Origin of the sequence: Amycolatopsis sp. WAC 01416, assembly GCF_003947485.1 — a bacterium.
Taxonomy (GTDB): Bacteria; Actinomycetota; Actinomycetes; order Mycobacteriales; family Pseudonocardiaceae; genus Amycolatopsis.
Window position 1 is genome coordinate 80,427 of sequence record NZ_QHHX01000007.1, and the last position, 16,786, is coordinate 97,212.

Consider the following 16,786-nt stretch of genomic DNA (forward strand, 5'->3'; position numbering starts at 1 on the left):
CGCTTGGCTCCCGTGTTGTAATTCACCGTGCTCTACATCGTCCTGGTACTGGTACTGGCGGCTCTGGGGCTGCTCGTCGCGGCGCTCATCACCGCGAACTCCCTGTGGGCTTGGATCTCCATCGGTCTCTCCGTCGTCGCGGGGTTGCTGCTCCTCTTCGACCTGTTGCGCCGCCGGAAGAAGCGTGCGGCCGATGCCCCCGCCGAAGAAGCGGCGGAAGACTCGGCCGAAGACGCCTCTGACGACGAGTCCGCCGAGGTTGACGAAAAGAAACCCGAGGACGTCGAGCAGACCGTCTTGATGCCGGCCGCCGGTGAGCTGGGAGACGCTGAAGAGGCTGAGGAGCCGCAGCGCACCGGTGACCCCGGCGAGGAGGACAGCGACCCCGAGGACGTGGCGGTCGTCTCCGAACTCGAGACCGAGGTCGTCGTCGTCGACGAGTACCCGCGCTATCACGTGACGTCGTGCACGTGGCTCGAAACACGGGACACGATCCCGCTCGGTATCGGCGAGGCGCGGCAGCTCGGGTTCACCCCGTGCGCGCTGTGCACACCCGACGCCGAGATCGCCGGGCAGCACCGCGAAAAGGCTTAGAGCTTCTGAGCCGCTTCGCCGACCGCCACGACGTCGGCGGCGATCATGTCGAGCACCATCGGCTGTTCCTCGTCCGCGTCCCGTGGCACCCGGATCTCCGCCGCCTCTTCCGTCCCGAGCGTGCGGGCGGCTTCGTCGACAGCGTCCGCCGCTCCGGCTGATCCCGGCCGCAGCAAGAGCGATGACGCGGTGACGGACAGGCCGCGCAAGGCTTCGGCGGCGTTCTCCAGCGCGTCCCGCTGGCCGGGTGCGGGTTCCTTCGTGCCCGGCTCCGCGGAGCGCAGGCCGTGGTGTGCGACGGCGACGGCACGGAACTCGCGGCCGAGCGTCCGCGGGTCGACGTCCTCGCCGCGCAGTTTCCGCCCCACCGAGCCGAGCAGCGCGCGAGTGGCGCCGACCGCGCTCTCGAACCGTTCCACCGGGCCGGGTTTCGGCACGCCGGGGATCGCGGCGAAACCGAACAGCAGGGCGATGGCACCGGCGAGGACCATCAGAAGCAAGTACTCGACGAGGACGTAACGCGGGTCGAGATGTCTGGTGGTCGCGTTCATGCCGACCGACATCAGGACCATGCAGCCGTTGAACACCGCCGGCCGGGTCCGCATGAACGAGAACCCGCCGAGCAGTGCGACGAGCCCGATCGGCAGCAGAAACCCTTGCGGCAGAAGCCAAAGAACGAGCGTGAGCACGACAGCGCCGCCGAGAGAGCCGCCGATCCGCTGCCAGGCCTTGCCGAGACTGTCCCGCCATTCCGGTTGCATGATGGCGAAAGTGCCGAGCAGGAACGACACGGTGAGCGGGTCGCCGGGCCGGAAACTCGCGACCACCAGTGCCAGCCCGACGCCGAGCCCGCAGCGGAGCGCGTGCCGGAACTGCGCCGACTGCCAGGAAAACGCGCCGCTCAGCTCGATCCGGCGTAACTCCTTCCGGAGTCCTTTCGGAACGTCCACACGCGACTCGTCGCGTTCGACCGCCGCGGCCCGGATGGTTTCGAGAGCGTCCCAGAGCCTTTCGACGAGCCTCGCCGTGGCGTCGGGAAGTCCGACGGGTTCCTTGCGCCGCAACGGTTCGACCTCGTCCGGTGCCGTCGTGTTCCGGACGGCCTCGGCGAGTCTGGCGGCTTCTTCCTTGGCGGCGCTGAGCGTTTCGCCGATTTCTTCGCTGTTCAGTCGTTTCCGCCGGGTCTCCAGCAACCCGGCGACCGCGCGATACCGGAACATGCCGCCGAGAACTCTGCCGGTCCAGCGGCGGGGCCGATCCGCGAGCCAGAGCCTCGCCGCCCGTTCCTGCGTTTCGGACGAACCCGTCGCGAGCGCGTCGGCCAGCGCGTCACGGGTCGGTTTGGCCGGATCCTTCGCGCCCATCAAGACCCGCAACAGCACCACGACCCCCACCGCGAGCGCGGGCGCACCCAAGATTTGCCCCGCCGACGCCGTCCCCGTCAACTGGAAGCCGTACCCGAACAGCGACGCCATCCCGAGCCCGAGGCCGACCGTCACGAACCGCGCCCCGAGTACCGGCAACAGCCCGGCGACGACCACGATCACCACCAGCAGCCCGATCGCCGCCCACTGCGACACCGCCCCCAGCAACCGCGGCACGCCGACCGCGAGGATCAGCGAGGGCGCGAACCACGCCAACAGCCGCAGATCCGCCCAAAGCGGCCCGCCGACCGCCGCCATGAGACAGAAGAGCGCGGTGAGGGCCGCCAGAACGGCCGCGTTGCCCAGCCCCAGCAGGAACCCCAGCCCACTGACCCCGCCGAGGACCACCAGCAGGACGACGAGGAGTCCGGGCCCTCTCACGGGGCCTCGAAGATCGACATATCCGTCAACCTAGAGGCGACGGCGGGGATGGCAACTCGGGCCCTGGGTGTGGGGGTGGGTGGTCGTGAGTGCAATTCGTGTTCTGAGGCTATCTAGTGTTTGTGGCGCCTTCGTGTCCTTAAGTGCTTCGCCGCTTTAACGCTCCTTCGCGACTGCTATTTCAGCTATTTTCGTCGTTGGGCCGTTCGAGCTAGCACAGATGTTCGATTCGGAGTAATGTCAGTGCCGTGACCAGCGACGATGCAGCTCAGAGGACGTCCACCGAGTGGTGGCGCGTCGATACCGCGACGCTGCATGCCCGCAAACAAGAACTCGAAATCATCAAGCGACGGGCCGATGCGGAACAGAACGCGATCCTCGCGGAAATCAATTCCCGCGGCGTGCGCGGATGCAGCGGTCATTCGACGTTGGCGGCGCTGATCTTCGAGGACTTCCACGTGACGGACAAGGAAGCCACTGCCCGCGCGAACCGCGTCTTGGCCCTGCATCCCGGCGTCGAAGTCGGTGGCGGCACCGTGCCACCCCTCGCGCCGCTGACAGCCGCGGCCGCCGCCGAAGGCGCGATCGGCGGCTCGCAGATCGACGCCATCATCCGCACCCTCGCGCGCATCCCCTCAACTGTGCCCGAAGAGGACGTGCGGGCCGGGGAGAAGATCCTGGTCGACCTGGCTCGTCACGCCGGGCCGCGGCAGATCGCCCGCGCCGGACGCCGCCTGCTGGACGAACTCGACCCCGACGGCAAAGAGCCCCGTAACGAGGATCCGAAGGACGTCCGTCCGGAAATGCGGTTCGTCAAACACCGCGATGGCACCCTCGGCCTGAAAGCCACCCTCGACCTCGAAACCTACGCCCGCCTCAAATCCGATTTGGATCCCATGGCCAAACCCCACAAAGCCATCGACGGCATCCGGGACTCCCGCACCCAAGACGAACGCTACGGCGACGCCTTCACCGACTACGTCCGACTCAAAACCACCAGCCGCAACCTCCCCGGCCAAGCAGGCGAGGCCACCCACATCCTGGTCACTATGTCCTACGACGACTTGATCCGGGACATCGGCGAAGCCCACCTCGACCACGTCGGGCCCATCAGCGCTACCGACGCCCGCATCCTCGCCTGCGACGCCCGTGTGCGACCCGGCGTCCTCGGCACCGCAGGCGAACCCTTGGACATCGGCCGATCCAAACGCACCGTCTCACTCGCCCAGAAATACGCGTTGACGATCCGCGACGGTGGCTGCGCCTTCCCCGGCTGCGACATGCCCGTCCCCCGCTGCACCGCCCACCACATTGTTTTCTGGCGACACCACGGCGAAACGAAGATCGACAACCTCGTACTCCTGTGCACCAAACACCACCGGCTCATCCACCACAGCACATGGAAAGTCCAGATCGCCCAAGACGGACTACCCGAATTCACCCCGCCCGCCTACCTCGACCCCACCGGGACACCAAGGAGGAACACCATGCACCTCAGGATCTAGGCCGACCTGTCGACCGTATAACGACCTACACGTCCGCGCTCTCAGAAAGCTGCGAGGTGGATTTGTCGCGCCGTGTTCCACGGGACGCGGTCGACCGCGACAAGATCGGTGAAGGCGAGGACCGATTCGTCGAGTCGTTGGAAGATCAGCCCGCCCTCGTGCGTCTCCTCCAGTTCACCCGCGACCAGCGCCAGTGGTCGTGCTCCGATCCGGAAGTGAACTTCGGCCAGGAAATGCCGCTCGTGGAAGACGGCGACGTGATCGACCGGACCGGTGGGTAACTCGGGAAAGGACCGCCAGCGATAGATCCCGTTCCAATGGCCGTCGTCGGACGCTTTGTCCGGCGATTGGCCGTGGAGGCCGAAGCCATCGTCGTCTTGACAGGTGTCGATCTCCACCGCGCTGCCGTCATCCAGCCAAGCTTGAAGCCAGTACAGCTGAAGGCAGGGAACGTCGGGGTCGGCGAATTGCGGGCCGGTTCCCGCCACATCTTCCCGCAGTGCCATCTCCACGCCGGTCCACCTGTCGACCCGCTTGCCGTGCAGTGCGGTGAAGGTCCGTGTCTGTCCGGCCAGCCAGTCGTCTCGCGTCATGTCCGCAGTATCGATAAGCCCACCCCGGACAACCCGGTTGCCCCCGCGCGCTACCCTTGAATCAACTGGCACCGATCCGGCCATCACCGGGGAGCCTCCGGAAGAACAGGGCCAAGGCCCTCAGTAGAACCGGACGGGTACGGCCCGTCACAGCCGTCGAATGAGCGGCCCAGCCGGAACACCACCGGCCGGGCAAGCGGGGTGGTACCGCGGAACGCGCCGGAAACGGCCGTCTCGTCCCCGTGTGGGCGCGAGCCCGTACGAGAGAGACGAACCGCGAGGAGCACCGAAGATGTATCCCAAGGCACAGATGGACGGCGAGACCGGCGTCCCGTCCCAGCCTTCGTTCCCCGAGTCGGAAAAGCGCGTCCTCGCGTACTGGGAATCCGATCGGACCTTCCAGGCTTCGATCGACGCCCGCGACCCCGGCGTCAACGGTTCGAACGAGTACGTCTTCTACGACGGCCCGCCGTTCGCCAACGGTCTCCCGCACTATGGTCACCTGCTCACCGGGTACGTGAAGGACCTGGTGCCGCGTTACCAGACGATGAAGGGTAAGCGCGTCGAGCGCCGCTTCGGCTGGGACACCCACGGCCTGCCCGCCGAACTCGAGGCCATGCGCCAGCTCGGGATCACCGAGAAGTCCGAGATCGACGCGATGGGCATCGACGTCTTCAACGAGGCCTGCCGCGAGTCCGTGCTGCGCTACACCGGCGAATGGCAGGACTACGTCACCCGCCAGGCCCGCTGGGTCGACTTCGACAACGACTACAAAACGCTCGACCTGTCCTACATGGAATCGGTCATCTGGGCGTTCAAGCAGCTGTGGGACAAGGGCCTGGTCTACGAGGGCTACCGGGTCCTGCCCTACTGCTGGCGCGACGAGACACCGCTGTCCAACCATGAGCTGCGCATGGACGACGACGTCTACGCCAGCCGCCAGGACCCGGCCGTCACGGTCGGTTTCCGCTTGGAGGGCAACGACAACGAGCTCGACGGCACGTACCTCCTGATCTGGACGACGACCCCGTGGACGCTGCCGTCCAACCTCGCGACCGCGGTGCACCCCGACGTGCGCTACGTCGTGGTGGAATCCGGCGGCAAGCGGTTCCTGCTCGCCGAAGCACGTGTCGCCTCGTATGCTCGCGAGCTCGGCGAAGAGCCGGCCGTCGTCGGGCACTACACCGGCACCGAACTGCTCGGAACCCGTTACGCCCCACCGTTCCCGTTTTTCACCGGACACGAGAACGCGCACCGCGTACTGTCCGCGGACTACGTCACCACCGAGGACGGCACCGGTGTCGTCCACATCGCGCCCGCCTACGGTGAAGAGGACAAGGCCGTCACCGACGCGGCAGGCATCGTGCCGGTCACCCCGGTCGACGCGCAGGGCAAGTTCGACGCCACCGTCTCGGACTACGCGGGCCAGCAGGTGTTCGACGCCAACCCGAACATCATCAAGGATCTCAAGAACGGCACCGGATCCGCCGGCCGTCAGGGCGCGGTGCTGCTGCGCCACGAGACCTACGAGCACCCGTATCCGCACTGCTGGCGCTGCCGCAACCCGCTGATCTACCGCGCCGTCTCGTCGTGGTTCGTCGCGGTGACCGAGTTCAAGGACCGGATGATCGAGCTGAACCAGCAGATCACCTGGTACCCGGAGAACGTCAAGGACGGCCAGTTCGGCAAGTGGCTGGAGAACGCCCGCGACTGGTCGGTCTCCCGCAACCGGTACTTCGGCACGCCGATCCCGGTGTGGCAGTCGGACGACCCGGCGTACCCGCGCACGGACGTCTACGGCTCGCTCGACGAACTCGAACGCGACTTCGGCGTGCGGCTGGAGAACTTGCACCGGCCGTTCATCGACGAGCTGACCCGGCCCAACCCGGACGACCCGACCGGGAAGTCCACCATGCGCCGGATCGAGGACGTGTTCGACGTCTGGTTCGACTCGGGTTCGATGCCGTACGCGCAGGTGCATTACCCGTTCGAGAACACCGAGTGGTTCGAGCACCACTACCCGGGCGACTTCATCGTCGAGTACATCGGCCAGACCCGCGGCTGGTTCTACCTGCTGCATGTGCTGGCGACCGCGCTGTTCGACCGGCCGGCGTTCCGCACCTGCGTCTCGCACGGGATCGTGCTCGGCTCGGACGGCCAGAAGATGTCCAAGTCGCTGCGCAACTACCCGGACGTCAACGAGGTCTTCGACCGCGACGGCTCCGACGCGATGCGCTGGTATTTGATGGCGAGCCCGATCCTGCGCGGCGGGAACCTGGTCGTCACCGACAAGGGCATCCGCGACGCCGTCCGCCAGGCCGTGCTGCCGCTGTGGAACTCGTACTACTTCCTCGCGCTCTACGCGAACGCCGAGGGCGTGGAAGGTCAGTGGCGCACGGATTCGAAGCACGTCCTCGACCGGTATGTGCTGGCGAAGACACACGAACTGGTGACCGACGTCGAGCACGCGCTCGACACCTACGACGTCGCCGGCGCCTGCTCGACCGTCCGTGACTTCCTCGAAGTGCTGACGAACTGGTACGTGCGCCGGTCGCGCGACCGGTTCTGGGCAGGCGAGCAGGACGCGATCGACACCCTGCACACCGTGCTGGAGGTGACGTCGCGGGTGGTGGCGCCGCTGCTGCCGCTGACCACCGAGGTCGTCTGGCGCGGGCTGACCGGCGGCCGCTCGGTGCACCTGACCGACTGGCCGAACGCGCTCGACCTGCCCGCCGACGCGGCGCTGGTGACAGCGATGGACCGGGTCCGCCAGGTGGCGTCGTCGGCGCTTTCGCTGCGGAAGTCGAACAAGCTGCGGGTGCGGCTGCCGCTGGCCAAGCTGGTCGTCGCCGCGCACGAGGCCGGCTCGCTGCGCGAGTTCACCGACATCCTGCGCGACGAGGTCAACGTCAAGTCCGTCGAGCTGACCACGGACGTCGCCGCGCACGGCGGTTTCGAGGTCGCGGTGAACGCGCGTGCCGCCGGACCGCGGCTGGGCAAGGACGTCCAGACGGTGATCAAGGCCGTCAAGGCAGGCGAGTGGACGACGTCGGAGAGCGGTGCCGTCGTGGCCGCCGGGATCGAACTCGTCGAAGGCGAGTACGACCGGCGTCTGGTCGCCAAGGGCGGCGGCGCGGCGGCGGAACTGCCGGGTGGCGCCGGGCTGGTGCTGCTCGACACCGAGGTGACCGGCGAACTGGCGGCCGAGGGGCTCGCCCGCGACCTGGTCCGGGTCGTGCAGCAGGCTCGCCGTGACGCCGGGCTCGACGTCGCCGACCGGATCGCGCTGACGGTCGACGCGCCGGAAGACGTGGTCACGGCCGCGAAGACGCACGAGGAGTTCATCGCTTCGGAGACGCTGGCGACTTCGGTGGCCTACGGCGCCGTCGCCGACGGCTCCGCCGGGACGGTCGGGGAGGGCACCAAGGTGACCGTGGCGGTCGCCAAGGCCTGACTCTCGCAAGTGACATGAAAGGCCCCTTCATTGCAAATTTTGCAATGAAGGGGCCTTTCATTGCATCCGGGAGGTCCCGATCGCCGGGATCACGAATCGGATTCGGAACAGCCGCTTTCCCGCCCGAAGGCAGCCTTGCCCCTGGGGAAATCGGCAGGCTGGCCCGAGGCGCGCGAGGGGCGCGCCGCACTGGGGGAGAGCGAATCCATGAGTCCTGCCCGGAAAAGAGGGATCCTGATCGGCGCCGTGCTGGCGGTCGTCGCCATCGTGGTGGCCGCGGTGGTGTTGCTGGTCAAGGAGGATCAGGCGCCCGCGGCCGACAGCGGACCAGGGGAGTCGGCCGCGAACGTGCAGGAGAGCCCGGCGCAGGTCGCCGCCCGGTTCCTGCGGCTGTTCGACCTCGGTGACCTGAGCACGGCCCCGGTCGACGATCCGGCGGCGGCCACGGCCGCGCTGACGGGGACGCGCAACACGCTCAACGGGGCGTCCGTCAAGACGTCACTCGGCGAGGTCCCGACGACGCCGGGCGAGGCGACCTCGACGTCGGCCACCTTCCACGCCGCGTGGACCTTCGCGGGCAACAGTGTCTGGAAGTACGAAGGCAAGCTGGACCTGGTGCGCAACGGCGGGAAATGGGTGGTCCGCTGGGCGATGTCGGCGATCCACCCGAAGCTCGAAGCCGGGCAGCGGCTTTCCGTCGCTCCGGTTTCGGCCAAACCGGTCGTGGCCGACCGGGACGGCAAGGCCCTCGTCGGCGGTGACTCGGCCGGTGTCGCGCCGATCCTGCAGGGGGCGCTGTCCAAGGTCGCCTCCGAGCAGAACGGCGGCACCGGGACTCCGGCCACCGTCACGGTGTCGCGCGTCGACGCCTCCGGCAAACCGGTCGAAACGCTCTTCGGACAGGCTGCCGAGACCGAAAAACCGCTGGTCTCGACGTTGAGCGTGGCGTCACAGGCCGCCGCGCAGAAAGCCGTCGACGGCTTCGGCGGATCGGCGATCATCGTCGCGATGAAGACGTCGGGCGAACTGCTGGCGATCGCGCAGAACGCCGCCGCCGGGAACCAGCCGAAGGCGCTCAGCGGTCTCTACGCGCCGGGTTCGGCCTTCAAGATCGCCACGGCGGCCGCGGCGTTGCAGCAGGGCGGGGTTTCCGCCGACTCGCCGGTGGCCTGCCCGGGCAGCGAGCAGATCGGCACCCGCACGCTCAAGAACGACAACGGGTTCGACCTGGGGACGGTGTCGCTGAAGACGGCGTTCGCCGCGTCGTGCAACACGACCTTCGGGCGGCTCGCCGGACAACTGCCCGCGGACGGCCTCGCGAAGGCCGCGAGCCAGTTCGGCCTCAACGCCGACTTCGAGATCCCGGGGCTGGCCACCGAGACCGGCAAGGTGGAGTCGTCCGGTAGCGGCGACGAGCAGGTCGAGGCCGGGATCGGTCAGGGAAGGGTGCAGGTCAGCCCGCTGGGCGCGGCGCTCATGGCCGCGACGGTCGCCACGGGGAAACCGGTGGTGCCGAAGCTGTGGCAGGGGCTGGAGACCAAGGTCAACGCCGGTTACCAGGCTCCGTCCGCCGGGGTGTTGAACCAGGTCCGCGCGATGATGCGCGAGGTCTGCACGACAGGGACCGCGAAGGCGTTGAAGGGCAGCGGCGCGGTCTTCGGCAAGACGGGGACGGCGCAGTTCGGTTCGGGTGCCGACGCCAACGGCTGGTTCGTCGGCTACCGCGGGGACATCGCCTTCGCCGTCATGCTCGAGGGTGCCAACGACTCCAAGCCCGCGGTGCAGCTGGCGGCGAAGTTCCTGGCCGGCTGACGTTTCGGCCCTCGCCGAAGCGTGGGTCTTCTACGGTGAACGCATGGAAACGATCGCACTGGCCGAGGTCGCGGCCGTGCTCGCCGATCCGAGTCGCGCGTCGATGTGCCTCGCGCTGCTCGACGGGCGCGCCTGGACGGTGACGGAGCTGGCAGGCGCGGCCGAGGTGGCCGCGTCGACGGCGAGCGAGCACGTGACGAAGCTGACCGAGGCCGGGTTCGTCGTGCGGGTGAAACAGGGACGGCACAGTTACGTCCGGATAGCCGACCCCCGGGTGGCGGAGCTGATCGAGCATCTGGCGCAGCATGCCGAGCACCGCCCGGTGAAGGGATTGCGTTCGTCGGTGCGGGTGAAACGGCTGGAGTTCGCCCGGACCTGCTACGACCACCTCGCCGGGAGGGTCGGCGTCGCGCTGCGGGACGGGATGCTCGCCGGCGGGCTGATCGACGAAGCCGACGGCCTGACGCTGACCGGTCGCGGACGCGAGGTGCTCGGCGGGCTCGGGGTGGAGATCGCCGACGGCCGCCGCCCGATACTGCGCGACTGTCTGGATTGGACGGTCCGGCGTGATCATTTGGCGGGCCGGGCCCCCGCGGCGCTACTGTCTCACGCAGTGAGTGCCGGCTGGTTGTCCCGTGAGGGCAACCGCGCGGTGAAAGTCCTGCCCGCGGCGGAGAAACCGTTCGCGGACCTCGGTGTCGACCTGGTGGCCCTGCGCAGTCCCTAGTGGACAGTCTGTAACACAGGCTATCCGGACGCTTTTCGGCCGGTACACGAACGAGTGACGACCACCGCCTCACTATTCTGGAGCCCTCACGGCGGCCGGACGGGAGGCGACATGGAGCAGCTCCCGCTCATTCTCGGTACCGGTGGTGCGGTGCTCCTCGTCGCCGTGATCGCCGTCCGGGTGTCGATCCGGGTCGGCCTTCCCTCGCTGCTGCTGTACCTGGGGATGGGGGTCCTGCTCGGCGAAGCCGGGTTCGGCATCCAGTACGACAACCCCGAGCTCACCCAGTCACTCGGCCTCGCCGCGCTGGTGATGATCCTTTCCGAGGGTGGCCTCACCACCCGCTGGACGGCCGTGAAACCGTCGCTGGGCATCGGAATCGCACTGTCCACAGTGGCCGTCGTGGTGAGTATCGCGGTCACCGGCGCGGCCCTGCACTGGTTGCTGGGCCTGGACTGGCGGATGGCGTTGCTGTGGGGCGCGGTGCTGGCCTCGACCGACGCCGCCGCGGTCTTCTCCGTGCTGAGATCGGCGGGGATCGGCAAACGGCTGGTCGGCGCGCTGGAGATCGAGTCGGGGATCAACGACGCCCCGGCCTACATCGCCGTCGTCGTGCTGGCCGAGGGCGCGACCGTCGACTGGTCGCTGCCGCTGCTGGTGGTCTACGAACTGGCCGCCGGCCTGGTGATCGGCCTCGCGTTCGGCTGGGGTGGGGCGTTCGCGCTGCGCCGGGCGGCGCTTCCCGCCACCGGTCTGTACCCGCTGGCCACGGTCGCGGTCTGCGTCGTGGCGTACTCGAGCGGTCAGCTCGCCCACGCGTCGGGCCTGCTCGCCACCTACGTCGCGGCACTGGTGCTGGGGAACTCGAAGCTGCCGCACCGGTCGGACACGCTGTCCTTCGCCGAGGGGCTCGGCTGGCTCGCGCAGATCGGGCTGTTCGTGCTGCTCGGCCTGTTCGCCTCGCCGAGCAGGATCCTCGAAAGCCTGGTCCAGGGCCTGGTCGCGGGCGCGGTCGTGTTGTTGCTCGCCCGTCCGTTGTCGGTGGTGCTCTCGGCACTGCCGTTCAAGATCCCTTGGCGAGAACAGGTGTTCCTGTCCTGGGCGGGCTTGCGCGGGGCGGTCCCGATCGTGCTCGCGCTGATCCCCCTGTCGTCGGGGGTGCCCGGCGCGCAGGAGCTGGTCGACGCGGTGTTCGTGCTGGTCATCGTGCTGACGCTGCTCCAGGGCGCGACGCTGACCCCGCTCGCGCGCGTGCTCGGACTCGCCCAGCACACCGAAGCGCACGAGATCGACGTCGACTCCGCCCCGCTCGACGAGATGGGCGCGGAACTCCTGCAGGTCCGGATCAACGCCGGATCCAAGATGCACGGCGTCTACCTGGCCGAACTACGGCTGCCCATCGGGGCGACGATCAGCCTCCTCGTCCGCGACGGCGCCGGCTTCACGCCCAACAAGAACACCCGGCTCCAGGAACGGGATCAGTTACTCGTCGTGACCACCGCCGAAGTCCGTGACGCGGCCGAGCGGCGCCTGCGGGCCGTCGACCGCGCCGGACGCCTCGCCAGGTGGAAGGGCGAATCCGGCCAGTAGGTCACGGCCCGGCACCAGCTGTTCGTCGGTTGATCTCAGATAATTCTTCCCTTGCGTCCTCCTTTTGGATTACTTTCCCGGCAATCGACTCCATCGAATGGGTGAGTGTCGCGGGGTAAGGAGTACGCAAGGTGACGAAACTTCCTGTGCGGTTCGCCGGTCTGGGGGTCGCCGCGGCACTCGTCGGGGTGGTTCTCACCGCCCCGGTGGCGACAGCGGCCGGCGCGTTTCCCGTGTTCGGGCTGCCCTTCGAAACAGGCCAGTCGGTCTACTCGGCGGGGATCCACTCGGACAACGGGACCTCCGGCGTGAAGAACGCCATCGACTTCAGCCCCGGCGACCGGACCGTTCGCGCCCCGCTGGCGGGCACGGTCCGGATCCAGCACTGCGACGGCGGCGACTGGGTGACCGTCGACCACGACGGCGGCTGGCGGACCGGGTACTACCACCTGGAAGGCATCGCGGTCACCGACGGCCAGAAGGTCGCCCCTGGCGACGCACTCGGCCGGACCGGTAACGCGCTGCCCTGCGGTGGCAGCAGCACCGGCGCCCACGTGCACTTCACCCTGTGGACGCTGCCCGCGGCCGCCCCGCAGGGCGGCGACTCGCGCGACTTCGGCGTCGGCGCGGGCAACTGGAACGGCATGTCCTACGACGAGGTCTCCACCAAGGTCGCGGCGGCCTACGGCGAGGCCGTCGACGGCAAGACCTTCGGCGGCTGGCAGTTCACCGCGGGCACCGATCAGTACTCGGGGACCGCGACCGAGGTGTCCTCCCGCGCGATCGTCCCGCTGCCCGGCCGATTCCGCGCCTGACCTGCCGCAATTCGGCACCTGGTTGCGATGGTCCGGGCCGCGAACCAGCGCGATCAGGTGCCGAATTGCGGGTTTCCTCGCTTGCGGAGCACGTGAGCGGCGTCTCAAGATGCGGACGAGGGGTGGCTCGATCGCCTGCCCGTCCGCTAACTTCGTCCGTAGGTCACGAGTGTCAGCGTCAAGCCCCGGCTAGCTGACCGGCAACCCTCCTTCCGCGGTGGGGTGCCCCGGGTGAGGACCTGGCTCGTCGCGTGGTGCGACGGGCAAGCGCGGGATCCTCGTCGGGTCCCCTGGCCCGGAGGATGACGATGACTCTCGCTCTCGAACGCACGAACACTCCCGCCGCTGTCGCGGAAACCGTTGCCACACACGAAATCCCGACGGTCGCGTGTGCCGAGCTGCGGGTCCCGCTGGTGACCGGCGGCGGCAATGACCATATCGGATACGCCAACCTCGACCACGCGGCGAGCGCCCCTTGTCTGGACAAGGTGCGGGCCGCCGTCGACGAATTCCTGCCCTGGTACGCCAGCGTGCACCGCGGCGCCGGGTTCGCTTCGCAGATCTCCACCAAGCTTTACGAGCGCACGCGCGGAATCCTGCGGGACTTCGTCGACGCGCGGTCGACCGACGCCGTCGTGTTCACCCGCAACACCACCGATTCCTTCAACCTTCTCGCGCGCAGCCTGCCGAAGCACACGTCGGTCGTCGTGTTCGACACCGATCACCACGCCGCGCTGCTGCCGTGGCGGGGCCCGAACGTCCGCCGGATCCAGACCCCTCGCACCCGTCTCGCCGCGGTGTCCGCTGTGGACGAAGCACTCGCGGACTGCCCGCAGGGGCCGCGGCTGGTGGTCATCACCGGCGCGTCCAACGTGACCGGGGAACTGTTGCCGGTCAAGGAGATCGCCGCGGTCGCGCGGCGGCACGGCGCCCGGATCGCGCTCGACGCGGCGCAGCTCGCCCCGCATCGGAAGATCTCGGTGCGTGAACTGGACGTCGACTACGTCGCGCTGTCTGGCCACAAGTTGTACGCGCCTTTCGGTGCCGGAGCGCTGATCGGCCGCGCCGACTGGCTGCGCGCCGCCCAGCCGTACCTCGCCGGTGGCGGTGCGACGAAGCTCGTCAACCGTGACTCCGAAAACCTCGGTGTGGTCTGGAATTCCGGCCCCGAGCGGCACGAAGCCGGTTCTCCCAACACCGTCGGCGTCTACGCGCTCGGTGTCGCCTGCGAGACACTGGCCGGGAACTGGGACGCGATCGTCGCCCACGAGGACGAACTGCTGGCGCGGCTGCGTCGCGGTCTCGCCGCGGTTCCCGGATTCGCCGAACTGCGGCTGTTCGACGCGCCGGTCGACAGGGTCGGCACGCTCAGCTTCGTCGTCGACGGGTTCGACCCGGGCTGGCTCGCCGCGGTCCTTTCGGCGGAGTACGGCATCGGCGTGCGGGACGGCGCGTTCTGCGCGCACATCGCCACCAAACGGCTGATCTCCGCCGCCGGTTCGACCGGGCAGCAGGCCGTCCGGGTCAGCCTCGGCCTCGGCAGCACCACCGAACACGTGGACCGGCTCGTGCTGGCGCTGCGCCAGATCGTCGCCCGCGGCGCCCGCTGGCAGTACGAGAAGCCCGAGGGCCGCTGGGTGCCGGAGAACGATCCGCGGGAACTGCCCCCGTTCTGCGCCTGACCCACTAGCCTCACCCCGCATGGGGAACGAGCGACCACGTTATTGGTTTCCGCTGGCGTTGCTGGGATTCGCCCAGCTGGCGGTGGTGGCCCTGTCCGTCGGCGCGCGCCGGTCCGAGGGATGGTTCGCCTATGCGCCGTACGCGAACGGCGGCATGTTCGGATCCGTCCACGGCGGGGAGACGAGCCGTGAGGCCCTGACCGCGGTTTCGGTCGTCGGCATGGGCAGGATGGACAACTGGCTGTTCGCCGTCCTCGCGGTCTACCTCGGCACGGTGCTGTTCTACGCGTTCCGGGCGAAGACCGTTCGGTGGTGGAAGGTCGCCGGGATCGCGCTCGGCGGGCTGGTCGCCATCGTGCTGGCGGATCTGGTCGGCTACTGGGAACTCGACATGGACGGCGACGCGCGGAGCGCGGTTCTGCTGACGCTCGGCCTGGTCGGGCTCGCCTGGCTGGAGCGCAGCGTGCTGGTGCTCGTCGTGGCCGCGGCGTTCGTGCTCTGCGCGGTCGTGCTCGCGCGAGGGCAGCTCGCGTTGGTGCTGTCGTCGCTGGTCGCGCTCGCCGGCGCGTTCGCGGCCCTGCTGAGCAGGCCGAAGACAGCCGCCGAGGAGGCCTGAGCAGGCTCAGTGGACAATGGGAGAGTGAGTACAGAGCCCGAAACCGCGCCACCGTCGCCGCCGCTGCCCAAGAAGCGCGTCGCCGTGGTGTTCGCCGTCGCCGCGGTGCTGTGGGGGATCGACCTCCTCACCAAGCAGATCGCCGTGTCCACGCTCGAGGGCAAGCAGCCGGTCGAGTTCCTCGGCGGGCTGGTGTACTTCCAGCTGGTACGCAACCCCGGCGCCGCCTTCTCGATGGCGACCGGGCTCACCTGGGTGCTCGCGCTGGTCGCGATCGCCGTCGTGATCGCCATCGTCTGGCTGTCCCGGCGGCTGCGCTCGGTGGGCTGGGCGATCGGTCTCGGCCTGGTGCTGGCCGGTGCGCTCGGCAACCTCACCGACCGGATCTTCCGCGCGCCGGGCCCGCTGCAGGGACACGTGGTCGACATGATCTCCGCGTTCGCGCCGAACGGGCAGGGCTGGGCGATCTTCAACGTCGCCGACTCCGCGATCTGTGTCGGCGGCGTGCTCATCGTGATCCTTTCCTTGCTGGGCAAGGACTACGACGGAACATCCACAAAAGACAAGAAGAAAGCGGCGAGCGAATGAGCGCGCGGATGTTGCCCGTTCCCGATGGGCTCGACGGCATGCGCGTCGACGCGGGGCTGGCGAAACTGCTGGGACTTTCCCGCACGATCGTGGCGGAACTGGCCGAATCCGGCGAGATCCTGCTCGACGGCAGGCAGGCCGGGAAGTCGGACCGGCTGACCGCAGGCGGGCTGCTCGAAGTGACGCTGCCCGATCCGGCCTCGCCCATCGAGGTCGTCGTGGAACCCGTCGAAGGCATGAAGATCCTGCACGACGATGACGACATCGTGGTGATCTCGAAGCCGGTCGGCGTCGCCGTGCACCCGAGCCCCGGCTGGACCGGGCCGACCGTCGTCGGCGGGCTCGCCGCCGCCGGGCTGCGGATCGCGACCTCGGGCGCCGCCGAACGCCAGGGCGTCGTGCACCGGCTGGACGCCGGCACCACCGGCGTGATGGTCGTGGCGAAGAGCGAGCACGCGTACACCGTGCTGAAGCGGGCGTTCAAGGAACGCACCGTCGACAAGGGCTACCACGCCATCGTGCAGGGCCACCCCGATCCGACGCGCGGCACCATCGACGCGCCGATCGACCGGCACCCCCGGCACGACTACAAGTTCGCGGTCGTCCAGGGCGGGCGGCCCAGCGTCACGCACTACGAGGTCGTCGAGGCCTTCCGCGCCGCGTCGCTGGCGCAGATCAAACTGGAGACCGGCCGCACGCACCAGATCCGCGTGCACTTCTCGGCGCTCAAGCACCCGTGCGTCGGCGACCTGACCTACGGCGCCGACCCGGTGCTGGCGCGTAAACTCGGGCTTTCCCGGCAATGGCTGCACGCGAAGACGCTCGGCTTCGCCCACCCGTCCGACGGGCGCTGGGTCGAGTTCGAATCGGAGTACCCGGACGACCTCGCCACCGCGCTGCGGATCCTGCAGGACGAAAACTAGCCACGATGTGACCGGTGGGGCCGTGGGCCGGGTGGCGCGAAGGGCGAGTTCCCTCGGCTGAGCCGCGTGAAGGGGGCCTTCA

At 68.8% G+C, this 16,786-nt stretch carries 13 protein-coding genes and 1 riboswitch; of the genes, 11 read left to right on the top strand and 2 right to left on the bottom strand.

What is annotated here, in order from left to right; genetic code table 11:
- Positions 1–27 precede the first annotated feature (27 nt).
- The gene (locus DL990_RS24155) at positions 28–594 is read left to right on the top strand and encodes a hypothetical protein (protein WP_125799985.1); all 567 of its coding nucleotides are present in this window, start codon (positions 28–30) and stop codon (positions 592–594) included.
- On the opposite strand, the gene DL990_RS24160 is transcribed toward DL990_RS24155, so the two are convergent.
- Positions 591–2,399 (bottom strand): FUSC family protein, encoded by a 1,809-nt coding sequence (locus DL990_RS24160; protein ID WP_125799986.1) that lies wholly within the window; start codon positions 2,397–2,399, stop codon positions 591–593. The genes DL990_RS24155 and DL990_RS24160 overlap by 4 nt on opposite strands.
- Before the next feature lie 248 nt (positions 2,400–2,647).
- Between DL990_RS24160 and DL990_RS24165 the strand changes: the two genes are divergently transcribed.
- Positions 2,648–3,904: an HNH endonuclease signature motif containing protein gene (locus DL990_RS24165; protein ID WP_125799987.1), complete on the top strand. Its 1,257-nt coding sequence runs from the start codon at positions 2,648–2,650 to the stop codon at positions 3,902–3,904.
- A gap of 41 nt (positions 3,905–3,945) precedes the next feature.
- On the opposite strand, the gene DL990_RS24170 is transcribed toward DL990_RS24165, so the two are convergent.
- The gene (locus DL990_RS24170; protein WP_199746576.1) at positions 3,946–4,497 is read right to left on the bottom strand and encodes a hypothetical protein; all 552 of its coding nucleotides are present in this window, start codon (positions 4,495–4,497) and stop codon (positions 3,946–3,948) included.
- A 292-nt stretch (positions 4,498–4,789) separates the two neighbouring features.
- Here DL990_RS24170 and ileS point away from each other — a divergent pair, with 292 nt between their 5' ends.
- The 9 genes from ileS to DL990_RS24215 all read left to right on the top strand — a co-directional run bounded on the left by ileS (position 4,790) and on the right by DL990_RS24215 (position 16,704).
- The gene (gene ileS / locus DL990_RS24175; RefSeq protein ID WP_125788620.1) at positions 4,790–7,951 is read left to right on the top strand and encodes an isoleucine--tRNA ligase; all 3,162 of its coding nucleotides are present in this window, start codon (positions 4,790–4,792) and stop codon (positions 7,949–7,951) included.
- Between the two features lie 207 nt (positions 7,952–8,158).
- Complete coding sequence (locus DL990_RS24180; protein WP_125799988.1) at positions 8,159–9,763, top strand: penicillin-binding transpeptidase domain-containing protein; 1,605 nt, start codon at positions 8,159–8,161, stop codon at positions 9,761–9,763.
- A 43-nt stretch (positions 9,764–9,806) separates the two neighbouring features.
- On the top strand, positions 9,807–10,490 hold the full coding sequence (locus DL990_RS24185; protein ID WP_125788618.1) for a helix-turn-helix transcriptional regulator: 684 nt from the start codon (positions 9,807–9,809) through the stop codon (positions 10,488–10,490).
- A 111-nt stretch (positions 10,491–10,601) separates the two neighbouring features.
- Positions 10,602–12,080 (top strand): potassium/proton antiporter, encoded by a 1,479-nt coding sequence (locus DL990_RS24190; RefSeq protein WP_125799989.1) that lies wholly within the window; start codon positions 10,602–10,604, stop codon positions 12,078–12,080.
- A gap of 131 nt (positions 12,081–12,211) precedes the next feature.
- On the top strand, positions 12,212–12,895 hold the full coding sequence (locus tag DL990_RS24195) for a M23 family metallopeptidase (RefSeq protein WP_125799990.1): 684 nt from the start codon (positions 12,212–12,214) through the stop codon (positions 12,893–12,895).
- A gap of 161 nt (positions 12,896–13,056) precedes the next feature.
- Positions 13,057–13,171, top strand: a riboswitch (SAM riboswitch).
- Between the two features lie 32 nt (positions 13,172–13,203).
- On the top strand, positions 13,204–14,577 hold the full coding sequence (locus DL990_RS24200; RefSeq protein WP_125799991.1) for an aminotransferase class V-fold PLP-dependent enzyme: 1,374 nt from the start codon (positions 13,204–13,206) through the stop codon (positions 14,575–14,577).
- Between the two features lie 19 nt (positions 14,578–14,596).
- Positions 14,597–15,193: a hypothetical protein gene (locus tag DL990_RS24205; RefSeq protein ID WP_125788614.1), complete on the top strand. Its 597-nt coding sequence runs from the start codon at positions 14,597–14,599 to the stop codon at positions 15,191–15,193.
- A gap of 24 nt (positions 15,194–15,217) precedes the next feature.
- Complete coding sequence (lspA, locus tag DL990_RS24210) at positions 15,218–15,781, top strand: signal peptidase II (protein WP_034319164.1); 564 nt, start codon at positions 15,218–15,220, stop codon at positions 15,779–15,781.
- The gene (locus DL990_RS24215; RefSeq protein ID WP_125788613.1) at positions 15,778–16,704 is read left to right on the top strand and encodes an RluA family pseudouridine synthase; all 927 of its coding nucleotides are present in this window, start codon (positions 15,778–15,780) and stop codon (positions 16,702–16,704) included. Before lspA ends, DL990_RS24215 begins: the two co-directional genes overlap by 4 nt.
- Positions 16,705–16,786: the final 82 nt, after the last annotated feature.